The organism is Galbibacter sp. PAP.153 (assembly GCF_037029175.1).
GTDB classification, from domain to species: Bacteria; Bacteroidota; Bacteroidia; order Flavobacteriales; family Flavobacteriaceae; genus Galbibacter; species Galbibacter pacificus.
The window spans coordinates 12,401-30,044 of the sequence record NZ_JAZEUN010000026.1; the positions used below are offsets into that span (position 1 = coordinate 12,401).

The window sequence follows — 17,644 nt, forward strand, 5'->3', positions numbered from 1 at the left end:
CAGACACCCCTTGTTATATTCTATTACATAGTTACCTTTTTCCATATACGGTAATGCGTGCTTTGCCACTAAACATCCCTTTTGTATTATACCAAAACTCTATTTTGTGCACACGTCTTTTTCCACCGGGCAAGTTAATATTCCTGCTTTCTTCGCCTTTTCTTATTTCCAAACGTAGCGGAACATTTTCTTTTGCACCGCTATCGTATGTAATTTCCATACGTTCCATGTTAACATCGGCATTGCCTACATTGAACTTTAATATTCTAAAGTCGTTAAAAGAGCCATCTACATTGATGGCATCGTGATCGTTACCATAATTGGCCTTAACTTCGCCAATTTTTTGCCAGCCTACATTATCCCTAACATTATTATTCCTTATTTGTGAAGAGCCAACGTAACCAATTAATAAAAATGCAATGGAGAGTACAATACTTTTTTTCATCTGTATAAAATTTAGATATGATTATGTATTGTAGGACTGGAGAAAATTACATGTTTAATATTATGCAGGTGAAGGAAATTTCTTTTCTAAAGATACTAAAAAATTACAAACTCTATTTACTGAAAATCAGTTTATTGTTAAATAGATAATTCCCTTTTATACTTGAACCGTTTTCCACTTTCCTTTGTTAAAGAGCCAGAGTGTAAACAGGCCTACGCCGGTTTCTGATACAAATACCGCCCAAAACACTCCCGAATATCCCCAATCTTGCATTACTGCCAGAAAGTAACAGAGCGGTATCTGGATAAGCCAAAAGAAAACCAAGTTTATCTTGGTAGGAGTCCTGGTGTCTCCAGAACCGTTGAAGGCCTGTACCGACACCATCCACCAACCGTATACAAAATAGGAGTAAGAAAGTATCTTTAACCATTTACCGCCTATTGCAATTACGTTTGGGTTGTCTGTAAATATTTCCATGAGGGCATGGTTAAAGAAAAAATAAACAATAGAGACCACTATTAAAAAAAACATATTGTACATCCCTATCTTCCATACGGACGACTCTGCCCTTTCTGGGTGACCTGCGCCTAAATTTTGCCCTACCAATGTTGCAGCGGCATTAGAAAGCCCCCATGCCGGCATGAGTGTAAACATCATTATACGGAGTGCAATGGTGGATCCAGCTACGGCATCGCTGCCGATATCTGCCAGAATCCTCATTATGAATATCCAGGAGGTCATAGCAACAATCATTTGCCCTACCCCGCCCAAAGAAGTTTTTACAATATTCATCATTGTTTTTCCATCTATATATAATTGAGCCAACGAAGCTTTTATGTGCTTCCCTCCTTTAAATAATATCCATAACTGGATTACCACACCTATGCCCCTGCCAATTGTAGTTGCTATGGCAGCTCCTTCTATGCCCATTGCAGGTACAGGCCCCCAGCCAAAAATAAGCAAAGGATCGAGTAGAATATTTAAGCCATTGGCCACCCAAAGAACTTTCATGGCTATGGCCGCATCGCCGGCACCGCGAAATACTGCATTGATGATAAACAATAAAACTATAACCATATTTCCGCCCAGCATCCATTGCGTATACCTATAGCCGTGCTCTAAGCTCCAAGCATCGCCGCCCATGAGCGCAAGCATGTCTTTGGCAAAGAAAATTCCGCAGACTGCAAATGGTATGGAGGTCAATATGGCTATTATAATTGACTGTATAGCTGCTTTACTGGCATCTTCGCCTCTTTTCTCGCCTATTCTCCTTGCAATAATGGCTGTTACCCCCGTAGCAAGACCCATGGCGATTGAATACAGCAGGAACATATATGTTTCGGTAAGTCCAACGGTAGCAACAGCCGATGCCCCTAATTTACCTACAAAATAAATGTCTACTACTGCAAAAGCAGATTCCATTATCAATTCTAAAATCATTGGAACAGCCAACAAAAAAATTGCTTTTTTAAGATCTATTTTGGTATAGTCTACCGTGGTGCCCTTTATGGCAGCTTTTAACCCTCTCCATATGGATCTCTTTCTTGGGGACACTTCAATTGAGTTATTTGATTGGCCTTTCATACTAATACTTTGCTTTACGGATTTAAAATTTGCTTCTGTTTGCCATTTAGCAAATATATTACCATTTAACCATGTAAACCATATACAATGAATGCTTTAACAGGGAGACAAAACGACAATATAAAGGGGGCATCCCGCCATTGTTAATCATACTGTCTTTTTTTTGTTGTATTGATATTTAATGGGCTAAATAAAAGGGCACCCATGAAGCTTTTTAGTACTGTATACCAGCCTGATCCCTGCCCGACTGTGCTGTTTTGGTAGCCTACCAAAGATATCTAGTTGTTGAATAGAGTACATTTGAAGGGGGCTGGTACAAGAAGCCAATTTATACTTTTTAGCTCCTCTCTTTTTTCTACCATCATTACCTAAAATGATATTGTACGGGCTTTGAACTAATAATTTTTAGGCACATTATCTTCATTAAGTTGACTTTATCATAATACTTCAACTTAAACTATGCTATCTAACCGTATAGAAATTCAACTTCAGCAAAAAAAATTTTATTCTTATATACAAAGTAACTGTATATAACCATGTAGGGACTATACCCAAGTGCGTAGATGCCGTACTTAAGTAGGTAGGGACTATACTTTACAGCGTAGGAACCGTACTTAGGTGTGTAGAGATAGAACCTATCTATCACGGTGTCTTACTTAGATAGGTAGTTATTATACTTAGCACCGTAGGAACCTTACTTAGCTCGGTAGGAACTGTACTTAACACCGTAGGGACCGTACTCACCCTTTACGAAACCATATCTTTACAGCAAGGCCCCGTTGTTATGAGCAAGGGAACTGTACTTTGTGACAAAGAAGCACAACTTCTCTTTCTTTGTAAGGAACCCTTTTTGATTTGTTCTATTTTTTTACTACCCTGAGGTCTTTTACTGCCCTACCGTTTTCGTATACTTTTAGGATATAAATTCCTTGTGGCAACGATGCTAGTTGTAAAGGCTTGATGTTATACCCTACTTTTACCGATACATTTTTCTTTTGATAACGCAATTGCCCGCTGATATCGAACAAGGCTATATCCAAGCTTGCACGGTTTTGCATTCTAATAATAAGTGCCGTATAGTACCACACCGGGTTTGGTGCCAAACAAATAGATGCTACCGACGTATTGTTTTGATTTTCGCAACTTCCAAGCACAGCCCCTCTTTGCAATAAATGCGGCACTGCATATTTTGATACGCATAGGGATTTACCCTTGAAGCATACCGCCACTTTTTCTATCCATGGATTATTACCACAGCTTACATTTTCTACTTCAATGGTTATATCTGTAGTTTTGGTGCAATTGTTTTCATCGGTAACCGTAAGTGTATACGTGGTAGTTTGCTCTGGGCAAACGGTTATGCTTTGCGTTGTTTCCCCGGTATTCCATTGATAAGAATAAGCCCCCGTTCCTCCAGAAATATTTTCGGGAGCTAATGTAGCACATTCGCTAGCTCCATAGCCTATATACAATGTTTCTGGTTGGGGCATTGTAATTATAATTTCTTCTGGTTGTGCAATGGTAAAATTGGTAGTTACCGTATTATCGACTGCATCTGTTACCGTTATGCTGTATTCTCCTGGAGCAAGGTTTTCTATGGTTTGAGTAGTGGCACCATTGCTCCAGAGATATTTATAAGGAAGTACGCCTCCGCTTACCGCTAAAGACGCCGTTGCATTTGCTGCGCCATAACAGGTTGCATTGGTCGTGGTTAACTCTTCTATTGCCAACGTAATTGTTTCCCCAAGTTCTAAGCGGATGGATACTGGAAAGTGATCGGATACCGTATTTGTGTAATCTCCATCGTAAAACTCGTAATGAACGATTGCTGAATTGTCTATATAATTATCTTCCAATTCGTTGGACAATGATATATGGTCTATCATGTTTTCCCTAAAAGCATACGAGCGAAACCCTTTCTCGCTCAGGCTTAAAGTTGCCAAATAATAATTATCTGGATCGTTTATAAACGAATTGTATGAAGAAATTGTGGTATTAATTCCATCTGCAACTGTTTCATCCAGATCATCGTTATAATCGCCTGCCAAAATTATATTGTTATCTGGAAACATTACATCCAAAGAATCTTTTAATACTTCGATATCGTATGTACGCATACCGTACCTTAACTGTGCGCCATCGCTACTATTGGCACGGGCATGAAGGGCAATGATGTTCACTTCTTCTGTTGTGCCGTTTATGGAGACATCTGCCGTCATTAAAAAAGGGAGTCTTCCGCTTGCGTAAAAACGATCGGCTTCGGCAGGATAATCTGTTAAATAGGAAGTGTCGCCACCATTGTAATAAGGATGTAGTGTTGCCAGCAAGGCCTGTGTTTTCTTTGGTGTTACGGTTGCCGTTTTATAAACAAACCCAACCTTTTGTTTGGTTCCTGTATCATTGGGATATGATGTGGCTTCTGAAAGCACAAAATCGTATCCATCGAGTTCATTTACGGCTTGTGCAAACAAGGCGTCGTCTGAGATTTCCACAACTGTATAAATATCGGCATCCAGCTGTTTCATTATAGTTACCACGCTGTCTCTTTGGATGGCATCTGAATTTGGGTTCCCGGCCGCGGGCGAATTTCCTTCATCTCCAAACCATTCAATGTTCCACGTAACAATATCTATAGTTTGGTCTTTAGGTATATCTATTCCGTTATCGGGGTCGAAAGGTTCGGCGCAAGGCAGATCTTGGTCAAAACGTGGCAACAATTGTGCAATATCTTCAAAAGTTCCCACGACGCCTATAATTTCGTTACATGTTTCCGGCTGAACTGTTCCTGCCAATGTTTCTACATCGGCATCGATGCGCAATTCTCCTGTTCCCGAGGCATCTGCAACCTGAAAGTTTGAATTTCCGAAGAACAAATTTCCTGGTGATGGAAATGAAACATTTGTTACCCGTACTAGCTCACCACGATGATCGGGCAGTTCTGCAAGTGTAATATTTTTGGGGGTAATTGGGTTTGTTGGCAATCCGTTATTGGTAACCACCGATACAGGTCCGACCTGAATTTGATTGTTAAATGATGAGCGCGTGGCCGTTATGGTTATAGAATCTCCAATAGCAAAATTGCCTCCATGTACCTGCTCGTCAAAAATGGCTATTCCGCCTGTTTGGTCCTGCATATAAGCCGGCCCCGCAAAATTATGGGCTACGGTAAGCACCCCACTGATTGTTACCGTTGTTCCATCGGGCAGATTACGTGCTTCTGCAATGGTAACGGGTTCTGTTGGCTCGACAATACCACCGTTTTCTGTTCCGGGAGTTGGAGTTTGTGCCACATAAGAGCCTGTGTTTCTCATTCCGCCTGCTCCATTAGGGATGCGCTGTAAGGAATGCGTGTCTTTGTCTCCTTGTTCGTTTTCGTTTAGTTGAGGTTGGCCTGCATTTAACAATGCCAGCAATTCGGTATCGTCTTCATCATCTGTATCGTAAACTATTGCATCCATCAAACCATCTAAAGAAAGGTTGCTTCCGTTAGGAAAATCGGCAGTACTGCCTTGATATATGGCTACCGCGTCAGCTCCGTTTTGAAGTCCGTTGCCACTAAAAACCATGGAAACATTGGGCACCTCTTCGTTGCCCAAAACAAAATATCCGTTGGCATTGGTGGTTTGCCCGTCAAGGTCGAAGGTATTATAAACCGTATCTCCATTTCCGTTGTAGAGCACAACCACCAACCCGTCGAGAGGCGTGTTTCCCGTTCCGCCATCAAACAGTTCTATAAACTCTGCTGTGTCTGTCCCCGGTGTATCTGCATCAATTTCATTAATTATTACTACGGCATCTGTACCATCATTAAAAACTTGATTGTTGGTTGCCGGGGTATTTAATGCTTCTCCCGGGCTTGCTTCGGCATCTGGAAAACTGGGCAGTCCCGCCCCGTTAAAACTATTTCGTACCCAATCTACGGTACTGTTTGTATGAACGCCGTTTGGAATTCTGGAAGCGCCGCCAACCGCAAACGAGCCCCCGTCGAAATCAGGGTTTAAAATAGTCGCGGCATAAAGTAAATCGCCAGAACCACCATCGTTTACCGCAATGGCATCAGTAATAGCGTCCCAAGAAACAACATCTATTGTACCATCTGCATCTGTATCGATAACATCGCCTAGGTTTCCTGTAAAATTTTCAACTAAAAGTAAGGTCACCGAACCGTTTTCGAATTCGTTTCCGGCAAAAGGTGTTGTATAAAATCCGTTTTCATTAGTGGTTCCAAGTTGTAAAACCCCGTCTATTGTACCTGCGGAAGTATTATCGCCTTCTATTTCCAAAATCCAGTACGAAGACAAATCGGTATTGGGCAATCCATAAATTTCAACAAACTCATCGGTATCGCTTCCTGTGTGATTAAAGACAAATTCGTTAATCAGTGGATTGTTAACAGGCTCACTAAAAAACTGATCTGCATTAATGCTCCCAAAGGTATTCTGTGCTGTTACTTCCCAAGTAAAATTTGTATAATCTGTTCCGGTTCCAACAAGTTGCAACGATCCGTTAATTGGCGAACTGTTGGATTCTTCCACGCCAATATCTTCACTGGTTGCCCCCATTGCCGTTCCGTCTACTGCGGTAAAACTTCCTTCGTAACTTAAAAACTGTACTACATTACCCAGATTGTCTACCAATGCAATTGCGTCCGGGCTGCCGTTTTGCAACCCGTTTGAGGGCAACATAATATATTCCACGCCATAACCGCCATCTAAATCGGGGGTAACAGAAGTCAAGTTTAAGGTATTGTACCGCGTTCCGTTGGCACCGTTGTATAGCTCCAATGTCCATTGTGAAAGATCGGTTCCCGCAGGAGCCGCTATTTCTATGGCTTCACCGGTATCGGTTCCGTCGTTGTCGTAATGTATCTCGTTGATAAAAATGCTTTGCGAATAAAGGAAAGGGGGTAAAAGTGCAATAAGCAAACAGTGTAGAAATTGCTTCATATACTTATTTTTTAGTTGATTAGTTACTACAAAAATAACATTTATATTCTATTACAAATTGACTATCAATGTTATATGATTGTTAGCTTTGAGTTTAGTTGATGAATAACATTATGTGCAGAACACCGTAATTGGATTAAAACACATTACATAGCCTGCATTTTTGAATGGTAAATTACCTCTGCATTTTCATGCTGGAGCATGTATTGCTGTATAATACGCATTACATCACTATTACTGTTTTGTAATTGGATGCAATTTGTAAAGGCATCAAAATTATTTATCTGTTCGGCCTTTTTAATAAAGCCATATCCTTTATACAAACCATTTTCAACCAGTACGATACTGTTTTCTTGTTGGGTGCGCCCTTTGGTAACCACCACAAAACTATCGGTTTCCATTTTTGTTGAACTTATAGCTTGTTGCACGCGCTTGTTGTATTGGCTTACCGGCTCGCCATCAATACATATTCCGCGGCAATTGTCGAATTTGTAATGATTGCACTTTTCATTGCCCGCTCCCGAAGGCAGTAATTGGGTATATTTTGGACATAAATCGAACTTTTTACAAAGCGATTCCAAAAACTGCATACATTCGTTTACACTATAAAATATGGCTATAGGCTGCGGTACCAATGCAGCCTTATTGTAACCTAATTGAAGTATCCCTTTTCGGTTGGTATATGCCAACACGGCAAAACCTTTATTGGTTCTTTTTTGCGCCCTGTTGTATTTGGGGTAATGATGCTTTATGGCAACGGACTCCATTAAAAGCGCTGTTAATTCCGAGCCCGATTCTTCAAAATCGATATGAGCCGTTTCGCGGCAAAGGGCTATTTCCTTGGCTTTTTTATCGTAAAAATGGCTCAGCACCCTTTTTTTTACGTTAATGGCCTTTCCTACATATATAATTTTCCCGTTTTGGTTTTTAAAATAGTATATGCCGGGGCGCTCGGGCAGATTATCGTATGTTTCTTTAGAAAGCATTGCGGGCAATGCCCCTTCCCCACTTCTTACATTGAGCTGCTTGGGAATTTCCCCGTTTAAATCGTTTTGCAGTAATTTTTCGAACAGGATAACAGTTGCATCTGTATCGCCTTTTGCGCGGTGCCTGTTGTTTAATTGAATTTCTAAATAATTACACAACTTGCCCAAACTATAGGAACGCAACCCCGGGAAAATTTTTCTCGACAACCTTACCGTACATAATTTTTTTCTGCTGAAGTCTATCCCGATGGATTTAAATTCATTCCGGATAACATTATAATCGAAGTTTACATTGTGCGCTACAAAAACATTACCTTCGGTAAACCGTAAAACATCTGAAGCTATTTCGCTAAAAACAGGTGCTTGTGCTACCATACTGTCGTCTATTCCCGTGAGGCCGACCACATAACCGGAAATTGGCACTTGTGGATTTACCAAGGTATGATATTGGTCCAACACCTTATGGCCATCGTGTAGGGCAATGGCTATTTCGGTAATTTTGTTACCGCTCCCGCTAAGTCCCGTGGTTTCTACATCAATTATGGCGTAATTCATTCTTGGTCTCCGTTTTTTAAAAATCAAATTTCAATTGCACCGAAACTGTTTTTTGCGCTACAACTTCTTTTTTTTCTTTTTCTGTATTTAAATTTGCCAAAGAAATCCCCAATAACCGAACCGAATTTTGCAATCTTTCCTGATACAGCAATTCTTTGGCTGTTTCTAGAATCAAGCTCTTGTCGGCAATAAAATAATCGATTGTTTTACTTCTTGTCTGTAATTTAAAATCGCTGTACTTTATTTTCAACGTAATGGTCTTTCCCGCAATTTTGCTTTTTTTTAGTCGGCGTTCCAATTCGTTGGCAATACTTTCCAACCGCTCCAGCATAAATACTTCGCTGCTTAAGTTATCGCTAAAAGTACGTTCGGCACCAACCGATTTGGGAATTCTGTTTGGTTTTACGGCACTTAAATGGATGCCACGGACAACATTGTAATAAAATCCGCCACTTTTCCCAAAATGTTCTGTTAAAAATTCCAGCGTTTTTTGTTTTAAGTCGTAACCCGTAAAAATCCCCAACTGATACATCCGCTGTGTTGTTACCTTGCCAACCCCGTAAAACTTTCTAATTTCCAAGTTCTCCAAAAACTCAATAACCTCATTGGGCTCTATCGTTTTTTGGCCATTGGGCTTGTTGTAATCGCTTGCAATTTTGGCTATAAACTTATTAACAGAAATTCCTGCCGAGGCTGTAAGGCCGACCTCATCTAAAATACGTTTTCTAATTTCTGTGGCGATCATGGTTGCCGATGGGTTTCCCTTTTTGTTTTCGGTAACGTCTAAATAAGCCTCATCGAGCGACAAAGGCTCCACCAAATCGGTATAATCTAAAAATATCTGGCGTATTTTGTATGATATTTCTTTATACCTATCAAACCTAGGCCGTACAAAAATAATATCCGGACAGTTTTTTTTGGCCAAACAACCGCTCATGGCGCTCCGCACACCAAATTTTCGTGCTTCGTAACTTGCCGCCGATACCACTCCGCGCTTTTCACTACCCCCAACGGCCAAAGGCTTTCCTTTTAGTTCGGGATTATCCATCTGCTCCACAGACGCATAAAATGCATCCATATCCACATGAATAATCTTTCTTAACGGGAGCGGCTTTTCCATACACAAATTTAACTTAAAATGGCATTTTTATTAAACTTCCAAAAAAATAATAAGTAACTTTATTGAGATAGACATTGTATTATGGAAGAAGGAAAAACAGCAATTATTTTAGGAGCTACAGGCTTGACCGGAAGTATTTTACTTACAAAATTACTCAAGGATAAACGCTATAATAAAATTAAACTGTTTTCTAGAAACCGCACCAATATTGAGCATCCAAAAATTGAAGAACATTTGGTGGATTTATTCGATTTAAAACTACACGAAAACGACTTTACCGCCAACGAAGTATATTGCTGTATTGGAACCACCAGGGCCAAAACCCCCAAGAAAAGCACCTACAAAGCAATTGATTACGGAATTCCGGTTAGTGCGGCCATGCTCTGCGAAAAAAACAATATCCATACTTTTGCGGTTATTTCGGCATTGGGCGCAAAAACCAAAAGCAAGTTTTTTTACAACAGGGTAAAAGGTTTAATGGAACGGGAAGTTTTACTAAAGAACATTGAAAAAATTATTATTTTACAACCATCATTAATAAGTGGAAAACGGGAAGAAAAAAGAACTGGAGAATGGCTGTTTAAACAACTTATGAAAGGGCTTAATTATTTAATGACCGGGCCTTTAAAAAAATATCAACCGGTAAGTCCGGAAAAAATAGCCGAAACCATGATTTTTCTCGCCAATACCGACGGAAAAACGCGCAGGATCCCCAATGAGCAAATACACGAAATAGCCAATAATTTATGAACGAGATCGAACGGAAGTTTTTAGTTGCTTCTGAAGCCTTTAAAGAAGAAGCCCAAAATAAAGCCCACATTGTTCAGGGTTTTTTAAACAAAGACCCGCAACGTACCGTGCGTATTAGAATAAAGGGAAACCAAGGCTTTATTACCGTGAAAGGAAAATCGAACGCATCGGGAACCAGCAGATTTGAATGGGAAAAAGAAATTCCAGTTGATGAAGCCGAACATTTAATTGCAATTTGTGAAAAAGGCATTATCGATAAATACCGATATGATATAAAGGTAGGCAATCACCTTTTTGAAGTTGACGAATTTCTAGGAGACAACCAAGGTTTAATAATTGCCGAAGTTGAATTATCTTCGGAAGGTGAAACTTTCTCGAAACCTGCATGGTTGGGCAAGGAAGTTACAGGCGATATTAGATATTACAATTCCCAACTGAGTAAACACCCCTTTACAGAATGGACTTAGCCAAACACTAATTAAAACCGTTATGAAATGTCCATAACTAAATATTAGCTGTCAACCAAAATGATAATTAAGGTGATTTCCGTTCGGATTTTTTATAGAAAAACTCCATAACAAAACAAATAACCACAATTGCCAAAGCTACCGAAATACCCATTGGGTTTGAAATGTATTGCTGAACAATCAAGGCTATAGATGCAATTACACACAACAAAAAACCAACAAGGGCAATCCATTTTCTGGCACTAATTTCAACCGCTTTTTTATACCCTACATAATTTACTGTTGCAAAAATGAGCAAAAAACCGATACTTCCGGCAGTAGAAATACTTTCTAACTGAAGTGCATTGGTAAGTATTAATGTTAGAATTGCAGTAATAAACAGCCCGACAGGCTGGTTCCATAGAGTACTTGTAAGTTCATGTGGCAATTCGTCGTCCTCGGCAATCTCATAACTTACCCTGCTCCCGCCGTACAAAGTTGCATTAATTGCCGAAAAAGTAGAAATAAGGGCCGCAATAGTAATAATAGTAAACCCAATATTTCCCAGCATGGGCTTGGCGGCTTCTGCCAAAACATAATCTTGGGCTTCGGCTATTTTGGAAAACGGCAAGGAACCCACAGTAACAACAGCAATAACGATGTAAAGCAGAATAACAAAAAGAACAGCGTAAAGATACGCTCGGGGAACGTTCTTTTTGGGGTTCTCCATATCTGGTACAGAATTGGCTATAAGCTCAAAACCCTCATAGGCCACAAAAATTACCATTCCTCCCGTAAGCAATTTTATGGGCTTTTCCCAATTGGCAATTGCCAATTGCTGTAGATTAGAGCTGTCTTTTAATCCATATAGCCCAACAAATACAAACCCAATAAGAATAATTAGTTTAATTATAACTGCATAATCTTCTATTTTCCCCACTACTTTTATGCTGTAATAATTAATTACAGTTGCAAACACAACAATTAAACTGGAATATATATGCGTGTCCAGAGAAACGTTTCCAGTAATTTCCCATAAATTTGGAGCATACGAACCAAATGCAGAAGCATACAGGGCAAGCATAATAATGTAACTCACCCACAACAGATTATTAATCCCACCGCTAAATGTAGTTTTTCCAAAACCTTGATTGATAAATTTTACGGTCCCTCCACGGTCTGGATACGCCAACGATAATTTTACATAACTATATGATGTAACCAAGGCAATTGTTCCGGCAATTAAAAAGGCTATGGGCGTACCTCCCTGGGCCAGTGAAACTGCCAAGCCCAGAACAGCAAAAATGCCTCCGCCAACCATTCCTCCTATACCTATGGAAATAGCTTCTTTTAAACCAATTTTTCCATTTGTTGCCATTGCTCCGGTTTTAATCTTTATGAAGAATTGCCTTAAGGTCGCTCCATGTAATTAATTTGATGTTATATTTTTCGATTAAATTTTTTGTACGGTTACTTGTAAAATAATCCAAATCGCATTGCCGCCATGTTGCCCCAAAATTGGGATGATCGATGGCAACCCCCTGCATTTCCGCATCATCATAAGCCGGATGAATCAAAATTATATTGAAGCCTTCTTTTAAATTTTTCAACGACCAATCGTAATAAGCTGCGAGCCCCTCGCCTTCAAACCATTTCCACTCCCCCGTAAATACATTGTCTATGGTAAAGTCTGTTTCCCGGAGGTATTGTTCGGTATCCATTTTAAAATCGTTCAACAATTGCCTGCTTAAAAAAATGGGGGTTTTAAACAGTTCGCCCACTTCCCGGTACACCTGAATGATTTCTTTGGTTAAACCGGTTGTAAACATATGCGAATCCAGATGCGTTGGTTGTATTCCCCATGAAAGTGCTCGTTCTACTTGGGCAATCAATTCTTTTTTAACTTCCTCTGGATTTGCATTTTCTTTCATCATGGCACGTTTTGGGTAAAAATGCCCATTGCCATCCACCAAACTCGGAACTTCGTTTGCGGGCAACACCGGACCAAATTTGTAATGCTTCCATTCGCATGTAAGCGTTAGGTGGATTCCGTAATCAAAAGCTGGATTTTCTTTGGCAAAAGCAGCCATTTCGTATGCCCACGGGCAGGGCACCATAATGCTATACGAATTAACAATGCCCTCCTTCAGTGCTTTTTTTGTTGCCCTGTTCTCGGCATAGCACAACCCGGCATCATCTGCATGGATAATAAGTAATTTGTCTGTTGGTGTATATCCGAGTTTCTCGATAAGATTATGCATAAGCTAAATTCATTAAAAATTATCTACTTCTTGATATGCCTTTATCACCGCCAGTTCTCCTTCTTTTCCCGATTGGGAATTTCCATGTTCCATGCCCAAAATTCCATTAAACCCCCGACCATCAATATATTTGAATATATTTTTGTAGTTAATCTCGCCCGTTGTTGGCTCTTTGCGCCCGGGGTTATCGCCCATTTGAAAATATGCAATTTCATCCCAGCTGGCTTCAATATTCGGAATAAGATTTCCCTCGGTAATTTGTTGGTGGTAAATGTCGAATAGAATTTTACAAGAAGGTGAGCCAACGGCTTTACAGATTTCGAAAGCTTGTGCCGATTTTTTCAAAAACAACCCCGGATGATCTCTAAAATTTAGCGGTTCGAGCACCATGGTTATTTCATGAGGCTCTAAAATGGCGGCTGCCTGTTTAAGCGATTCCACCACATTGGCCGTTTGGTAACCGTGTTCTAAATGTAAGTCCACAAAACCGGGGACAACGGTTGTCCATTTCGCATTTACCCTTTTTGCCACTTCTACCGAGGCTTCTATTTCTTTTAAAAATTCGTCGCGATACTCTTTTTTCCCGCTGGTAAGGTTGGGCTCTGTCCAGTATATGGTATGTGCCACAAAAACGCCCATTTCCATGCCACGGTCCTGCATGACCTTGGCCATTGCCTCTTGTTCGGCTACTGGACGTTTGCGCATCTCATTATCTTCAAAGGCCGTAAAACCTTGGTCGGCCATAAAATTTAATTGATCCAGTACATTCTCGCCGGCCAGGTTTTTAAACATTCCGATATGGGGCGCATATTTTAATTGGTAAGGATACTTTTTGGCTTTCCCAAGATTTGAAAAAGCAAAGGCTCCGGTAGGTAATACCGAAGCCCCAATACTTGTTGTTATTGTATTTTGAAGAAATTTTCTTCGCTGCATGATTAAGGATTTTAAATAATAAAGGTTGAATATACAAAAAATCCCGAATGCAACCTTTCTTGTTAATCCCGGCTTATCGCTAAAATTTCGAACTTCATTGTCCCGTTTGGTACTTTAACCTCAGCAGTTTCGCCAACCGACTTTCCCAACAAGCCTTTCCCGATAGGGGAACTTACCGATATTTTTCCCGATTTTAAATCGGCTTCGCTTTCGGCTACCAATTTATAGGTCATCTGCATGCCATTGGTTTGGTTCTTTATTTTAACCGTAGACAAGACCAATACTTTTGATGTATCCAATTGCGACTCATCTATCACTCTGGCATTGGCCAAGGTTTCCTCTAATTTGGAAATACGCATCTCTAACAAGCCTTGTGCTTCTTTGGCCGCATCGTATTCTGCATTTTCAGACAAATCTCCTTTATCTCTGGCTTCTGCAATGGCCTGCGAAGCTTTTGGGCGTTCTATACTTTTAAGTTGCTCTAATTCTGCTCTTAATTTTTTTATCCCCTCTTCTGTGTAATAAGATACTTTACTCATAACTTCATCGTTTATAAATACAAAAAATCCCCTTTGTCCAAAGAGGATTCACACAAATATACAAAATTTTAATCAACGTTGAATTTATTGTAAATTGCCAAACATATTTTTTTTTAGATGAAACACCTTTTATATTTTGTTTTTGCTCTCACATTGTTGACAGCATGCAGCAGCGACGATTCTTTTGACAACAATCCGTATTTGGCCGAGCCCAGTTTTAGCTACAATATCAATTTAAATTTGCCCAAATATGCCGGTTTGGCAAACCCGGGATCTGCGGTGTTTGTAAACGAGCCCAATGTGGGTATTAAAGGCGTGTTTGTATATCACTACGGAAGCGGTTCTTACTTGGCATGGGAAGCCAGTTGCCCAAACCATGCACCCAGCAATTGCTCAACAATGGAACTTAGCACTCCATTGGTGGAGTGCAGTTGCGAAGGATATACCTATGAATTGCTAACCGGAAGTATTACCGAATACGATGGCGAGGATAAAGTATATCCGTTACAAGCGTATCGTGTTTCTGCTAACGGGAGCAATATCAGAATATATAACTAATACAACCATGCCCAAAAGACTTTTAATAGATATGGACGGCGTTTTGGCCGACACATACCTGCAATTTTTTCGTTTGGAAGCTACCGTTACCGGAAAGCAAGTCTTACATAATGACATTATCGGTCTTGCTGAAGGCGATGCTTTTCCGAATTACAAAAAATACATCCATAACGACGGCTTCTTTCGTGATGCCCCGGTAATTGATGATGCCGTTGAGGTGATGGAAAAGCTCAATAAAATTTATGAGATATTTATTGTCTCGTCGGCAATGGAGTTTCCCAATAGTTTGCGCGAAAAATACGATTGGCTACAAGAACACTTTCCTTTTTTGCATTGGAAGCAAATTATTCTTTGTGGCTCCAAAATCCCTGTTCAGGGCGATATTTTAATAGACGACCATTTTAAAAACCTCAATCCATTTCAAGGAAAAACACTGTTGTTTACGCAACCTCACAATATGGGGCGCGACAATGGCCATTATCGCGTTGATAACTGGCGGGAGATTGAAGGGGTGTTGTTGTAAAAAAACCTTACAGGTTTTAAAACCTACAAAACTGATATTTTATTTTTTTTCCCTTTCCCAATCTTTTAACCGGTCAAGATACAAATACGACTCCACAAATTCCCTGTGGGCTTTGCTTGTCATTTTTTCAACCAATTCCAAAGACGAAATATAAGTAGCCAAATTCCCGTTGGAAGAAGAAAACTTTCCATCTTCTACAAAACTCACCAACGAATCGTTTTGAACCAGCAATTCAGGATAATCTTTTTGCAGTTGTTTTCCCCCGCCAATGTAGGTTACAATTTTTTTGCCATTGGCAATTCCCGATGCCCCAATTAATTGAGCTCCGGCACAATTGCTTACCGTATATTTGGTCTCTTTGTTTCTGTTTTTTACAAATGCTACAATTTTATCATTTCTAACGGTGCTCCACATATCGTATGCACTTGGCACAAACAATACGTCCAACTTTGGTGCATTTTCAAAGGTATAATCGGGAACCACTACCAATCCTTCCTCGGTTTTTACCGGATTTAGGTTTTCTGCTATGGTAACAACGTTAAAAAGCTTATCGCCCGCTTCGGTATGTTTGGAAAAAACGTCCATGGGCGCCGTAACTTCGGTCATTAAAACCCCATTGTACATTAACAGGCCTATTGTTGGCAATGCTTCATCAAATGCAACGGAGTTTTCACTGTTTTCTTCTTTATTGGCGGTTATGTTATCTTCTTTTTGATTTTTGCCTGCTTCGGTATTACAACCAGAAAGTATCAATGCTATTAAAATTACAATGCCTTTTATCTTCATTTTATTTATTTTAAAAGTGGTTTATGGGTACTTACGGCTATCCTGTTCCACATGTTAATGGCGGTAATTGCCAAAATTATATTTGCCAAATACTTTTCTCCAAATGTAGCAAGTGCCTTTTTGTAGGTTTCCTTGGTTAATCCCTGTTGATGGATTAATGTGATTTCTTCTGTAATTTCAAGTATCAATTTTTCTTCCTCCGTAAACACATCGGTTTCCCGCCATGCACTAATCAATAATAACCTTTGGGCTGTTTCTCCATTTTTTATGGCATCTTTGCTGTGCATATCAATACAAAATGCGCAACCATTTATGTAGGAGGCATTCATTTTAATCAGTTCTTTGTGCGTAGGGTTTAGATCGCTTTCACCTATATACTTTTCAATGGCGTACATGGATTTGTATCCATTTGGCGCTACTTGGTCTATTTGAATTCTTTTTTCCATGACTTCTGGTTTTATATCTATGGAGCAAAGTTAAGCCCCAGTTTCCACAAAAAACTTAATCTGGTTTAAGAAACCTTTTTTGCCCGAAGCTTGCTTAAATATTCTGGCGTTAGGCCCAAATATGTTGCAATAAGGTATTGTGGCACGCGCTGTACAAATTCGGGGAATTGCTCCCGAAAGCTAAAGAAAATTTCTTCTTTTGAATAGTTAAAAATATAATACATGCGCTTAACAGAAGCCCCATAGGCAATTTGGTACATAATTCTAAAATACTTCTCCATCTGCGGATAAGCTTCAAGCAACAAGTCATGATTGGCTGTATCTATTTCAAGTACTTCTGAATCTTCTACCGCCTGAATGTTAAAATCGGTATTGGTTTGATGGTGTAACGCCAAGGCATCGGTAAGCCACCAGTTTTCTAATGCAAACTGTATGGTACGGTCGGCTCCTTTTTCATCTGTAAAAAACATATGAAGGCAACCGCTCAGCACGAAATATTTTGTATTGCACTTGCCACCGGCACGCATGGCAATTTCTTTCTTGCTCAATTTTACCGTATTGAAATAGGATAGTATGTGCGGAAAATCTTTTTCTTCAACCGTAACAAAAGTGTTTAAATGCTTAAAAAACCTATGCGTTATGTTTTCTTCTGAAGGGTTCATGCCTGTAACTGGATTTATAGGATTGTTCTTCAAAGATACTTGAAATAATGCACATATTCACTTTATGAAATGTCTTGATTGCTTTCAAATTTCATGTAACAAAC

At 39.8% G+C, this 17,644-nt stretch carries 16 protein-coding genes; 4 read left to right on the plus strand and 12 right to left on the minus strand.

Annotated features, from left to right (window positions below; genetic code table 11):
• Positions 1-31: 31 nt before the first annotated feature.
• The 5 genes from UXI14_RS15245 to dinB all read right to left on the minus strand — a co-directional run bounded on the left by UXI14_RS15245 (position 32) and on the right by dinB (position 9,636).
• Positions 32-445: a hypothetical protein gene (locus tag UXI14_RS15245; RefSeq protein ID WP_335966859.1), complete on the minus strand. Its 414-nt coding sequence runs from the start codon at positions 443-445 to the stop codon at positions 32-34.
• Positions 446-601: 156 nt separating this feature from the next.
• Positions 602-2,029: an MATE family efflux transporter gene (locus tag UXI14_RS15250; RefSeq protein ID WP_335966860.1), complete on the minus strand. Its 1,428-nt coding sequence runs from the start codon at positions 2,027-2,029 to the stop codon at positions 602-604.
• Positions 2,030-2,889: 860 nt separating this feature from the next.
• Positions 2,890-6,975, minus strand: coding sequence for a DUF5689 domain-containing protein (locus UXI14_RS15255; RefSeq protein WP_335966861.1), 4,086 nt, complete (start codon positions 6,973-6,975; stop codon positions 2,890-2,892).
• Between the two features lie 146 nt (positions 6,976-7,121).
• A complete protein-coding gene (locus tag UXI14_RS15260) occupies positions 7,122-8,516 on the minus strand; it encodes an exonuclease domain-containing protein (protein ID WP_335966862.1) in 1,395 nt (464 codons plus the stop codon).
• 16 nt (positions 8,517-8,532) lie between these two features.
• A complete protein-coding gene (gene dinB, locus UXI14_RS15265) occupies positions 8,533-9,636 on the minus strand; it encodes a DNA polymerase IV (protein ID WP_335966863.1) in 1,104 nt (367 codons plus the stop codon).
• An 81-nt stretch (positions 9,637-9,717) separates the two neighbouring features.
• Between dinB and UXI14_RS15270 the strand changes: the two genes are divergently transcribed.
• Entirely contained in the window at positions 9,718-10,386 is a 669-nt protein-coding gene (locus tag UXI14_RS15270; RefSeq protein ID WP_335966864.1) for a nucleoside-diphosphate sugar epimerase, read from the plus strand.
• Positions 10,383-10,853 (plus strand): CYTH domain-containing protein, encoded by a 471-nt coding sequence (locus UXI14_RS15275; RefSeq protein WP_335966865.1) that lies wholly within the window; start codon positions 10,383-10,385, stop codon positions 10,851-10,853. The genes UXI14_RS15270 and UXI14_RS15275 overlap by 4 nt, the downstream gene beginning before the upstream one ends.
• Before the next feature lie 67 nt (positions 10,854-10,920).
• On the opposite strand, the gene UXI14_RS15280 is transcribed toward UXI14_RS15275, so the two are convergent.
• From UXI14_RS15280 to greA, 4 genes are all read right to left on the minus strand, one after another.
• Complete coding sequence (locus tag UXI14_RS15280; protein ID WP_335966866.1) at positions 10,921-12,210, minus strand: APC family permease; 1,290 nt, start codon at positions 12,208-12,210, stop codon at positions 10,921-10,923.
• Between the two features lie 10 nt (positions 12,211-12,220).
• A complete protein-coding gene (locus UXI14_RS15285; RefSeq protein WP_335966867.1) occupies positions 12,221-13,093 on the minus strand; it encodes a polysaccharide deacetylase family protein in 873 nt (290 codons plus the stop codon).
• Between the two features lie 12 nt (positions 13,094-13,105).
• The gene (locus UXI14_RS15290; protein WP_335966869.1) at positions 13,106-14,026 is read right to left on the minus strand and encodes a TIM barrel protein; all 921 of its coding nucleotides are present in this window, start codon (positions 14,024-14,026) and stop codon (positions 13,106-13,108) included.
• A gap of 62 nt (positions 14,027-14,088) precedes the next feature.
• On the minus strand, positions 14,089-14,565 hold the full coding sequence (gene greA, locus UXI14_RS15295; RefSeq protein WP_277900261.1) for a transcription elongation factor GreA: 477 nt from the start codon (positions 14,563-14,565) through the stop codon (positions 14,089-14,091).
• Positions 14,566-14,682: 117 nt separating this feature from the next.
• Between greA and UXI14_RS15300 the strand changes: the two genes are divergently transcribed.
• Positions 14,683-15,123, plus strand: coding sequence for a hypothetical protein (locus UXI14_RS15300; protein WP_335966871.1), 441 nt, complete (start codon positions 14,683-14,685; stop codon positions 15,121-15,123).
• Positions 15,124-15,130: 7 nt separating this feature from the next.
• Complete coding sequence (locus UXI14_RS15305; RefSeq protein WP_335966872.1) at positions 15,131-15,646, plus strand: 5'(3')-deoxyribonucleotidase; 516 nt, start codon at positions 15,131-15,133, stop codon at positions 15,644-15,646.
• A 39-nt stretch (positions 15,647-15,685) separates the two neighbouring features.
• Here the strand turns inward: UXI14_RS15305 and UXI14_RS15310 are convergent, their stop codons facing one another.
• From UXI14_RS15310 to UXI14_RS15320, 3 genes are all read right to left on the minus strand, one after another.
• Entirely contained in the window at positions 15,686-16,432 is a 747-nt protein-coding gene (locus tag UXI14_RS15310; protein ID WP_335966873.1) for a DJ-1/PfpI family protein, read from the minus strand.
• A 5-nt stretch (positions 16,433-16,437) separates the two neighbouring features.
• Positions 16,438-16,878 (minus strand): carboxymuconolactone decarboxylase family protein, encoded by a 441-nt coding sequence (locus UXI14_RS15315; RefSeq protein ID WP_335966874.1) that lies wholly within the window; start codon positions 16,876-16,878, stop codon positions 16,438-16,440.
• A 65-nt stretch (positions 16,879-16,943) separates the two neighbouring features.
• Positions 16,944-17,540 (minus strand): Crp/Fnr family transcriptional regulator, encoded by a 597-nt coding sequence (locus tag UXI14_RS15320; protein ID WP_335966875.1) that lies wholly within the window; start codon positions 17,538-17,540, stop codon positions 16,944-16,946.
• Positions 17,541-17,644 lie beyond the last annotated feature (104 nt).

Coding starts and splice junctions, on each gene's coding strand:
- UXI14_RS15245 (WP_335966859.1), bottom strand. CDS start 445: ATGAAAAAAAGTATTGTACTCTCCATTGCATTTTTATTAATTGGTTAC.
- UXI14_RS15250 (WP_335966860.1), bottom strand. CDS start 2,029: ATGAAAGGCCAATCAAATAACTCAATTGAAGTGTCCCCAAGAAAGAGA.
- UXI14_RS15255 (WP_335966861.1), bottom strand. CDS start 6,975: ATGAAGCAATTTCTACACTGTTTGCTTATTGCACTTTTACCCCCTTTC.
- UXI14_RS15260 (WP_335966862.1), bottom strand. CDS start 8,516: ATGAATTACGCCATAATTGATGTAGAAACCACGGGACTTAGCGGGAGC.
- dinB (WP_335966863.1), bottom strand. CDS start 9,636: ATGGAAAAGCCGCTCCCGTTAAGAAAGATTATTCATGTGGATATGGAT.
- UXI14_RS15270 (WP_335966864.1), top strand. CDS start 9,718: ATGGAAGAAGGAAAAACAGCAATTATTTTAGGAGCTACAGGCTTGACC.
- UXI14_RS15275 (WP_335966865.1), top strand. CDS start 10,383: ATGAACGAGATCGAACGGAAGTTTTTAGTTGCTTCTGAAGCCTTTAAA.
- UXI14_RS15280 (WP_335966866.1), bottom strand. CDS start 12,210: ATGGCAACAAATGGAAAAATTGGTTTAAAAGAAGCTATTTCCATAGGT.
- UXI14_RS15285 (WP_335966867.1), bottom strand. CDS start 13,093: ATGCATAATCTTATCGAGAAACTCGGATATACACCAACAGACAAATTA.
- UXI14_RS15290 (WP_335966869.1), bottom strand. CDS start 14,026: ATGCAGCGAAGAAAATTTCTTCAAAATACAATAACAACAAGTATTGGG.
- greA (WP_277900261.1), bottom strand. CDS start 14,565: ATGAGTAAAGTATCTTATTACACAGAAGAGGGGATAAAAAAATTAAGA.
- UXI14_RS15300 (WP_335966871.1), top strand. CDS start 14,683: ATGAAACACCTTTTATATTTTGTTTTTGCTCTCACATTGTTGACAGCA.
- UXI14_RS15305 (WP_335966872.1), top strand. CDS start 15,131: ATGCCCAAAAGACTTTTAATAGATATGGACGGCGTTTTGGCCGACACA.
- UXI14_RS15310 (WP_335966873.1), bottom strand. CDS start 16,432: ATGAAGATAAAAGGCATTGTAATTTTAATAGCATTGATACTTTCTGGT.
- UXI14_RS15315 (WP_335966874.1), bottom strand. CDS start 16,878: ATGGAAAAAAGAATTCAAATAGACCAAGTAGCGCCAAATGGATACAAA.
- UXI14_RS15320 (WP_335966875.1), bottom strand. CDS start 17,540: ATGAACCCTTCAGAAGAAAACATAACGCATAGGTTTTTTAAGCATTTA.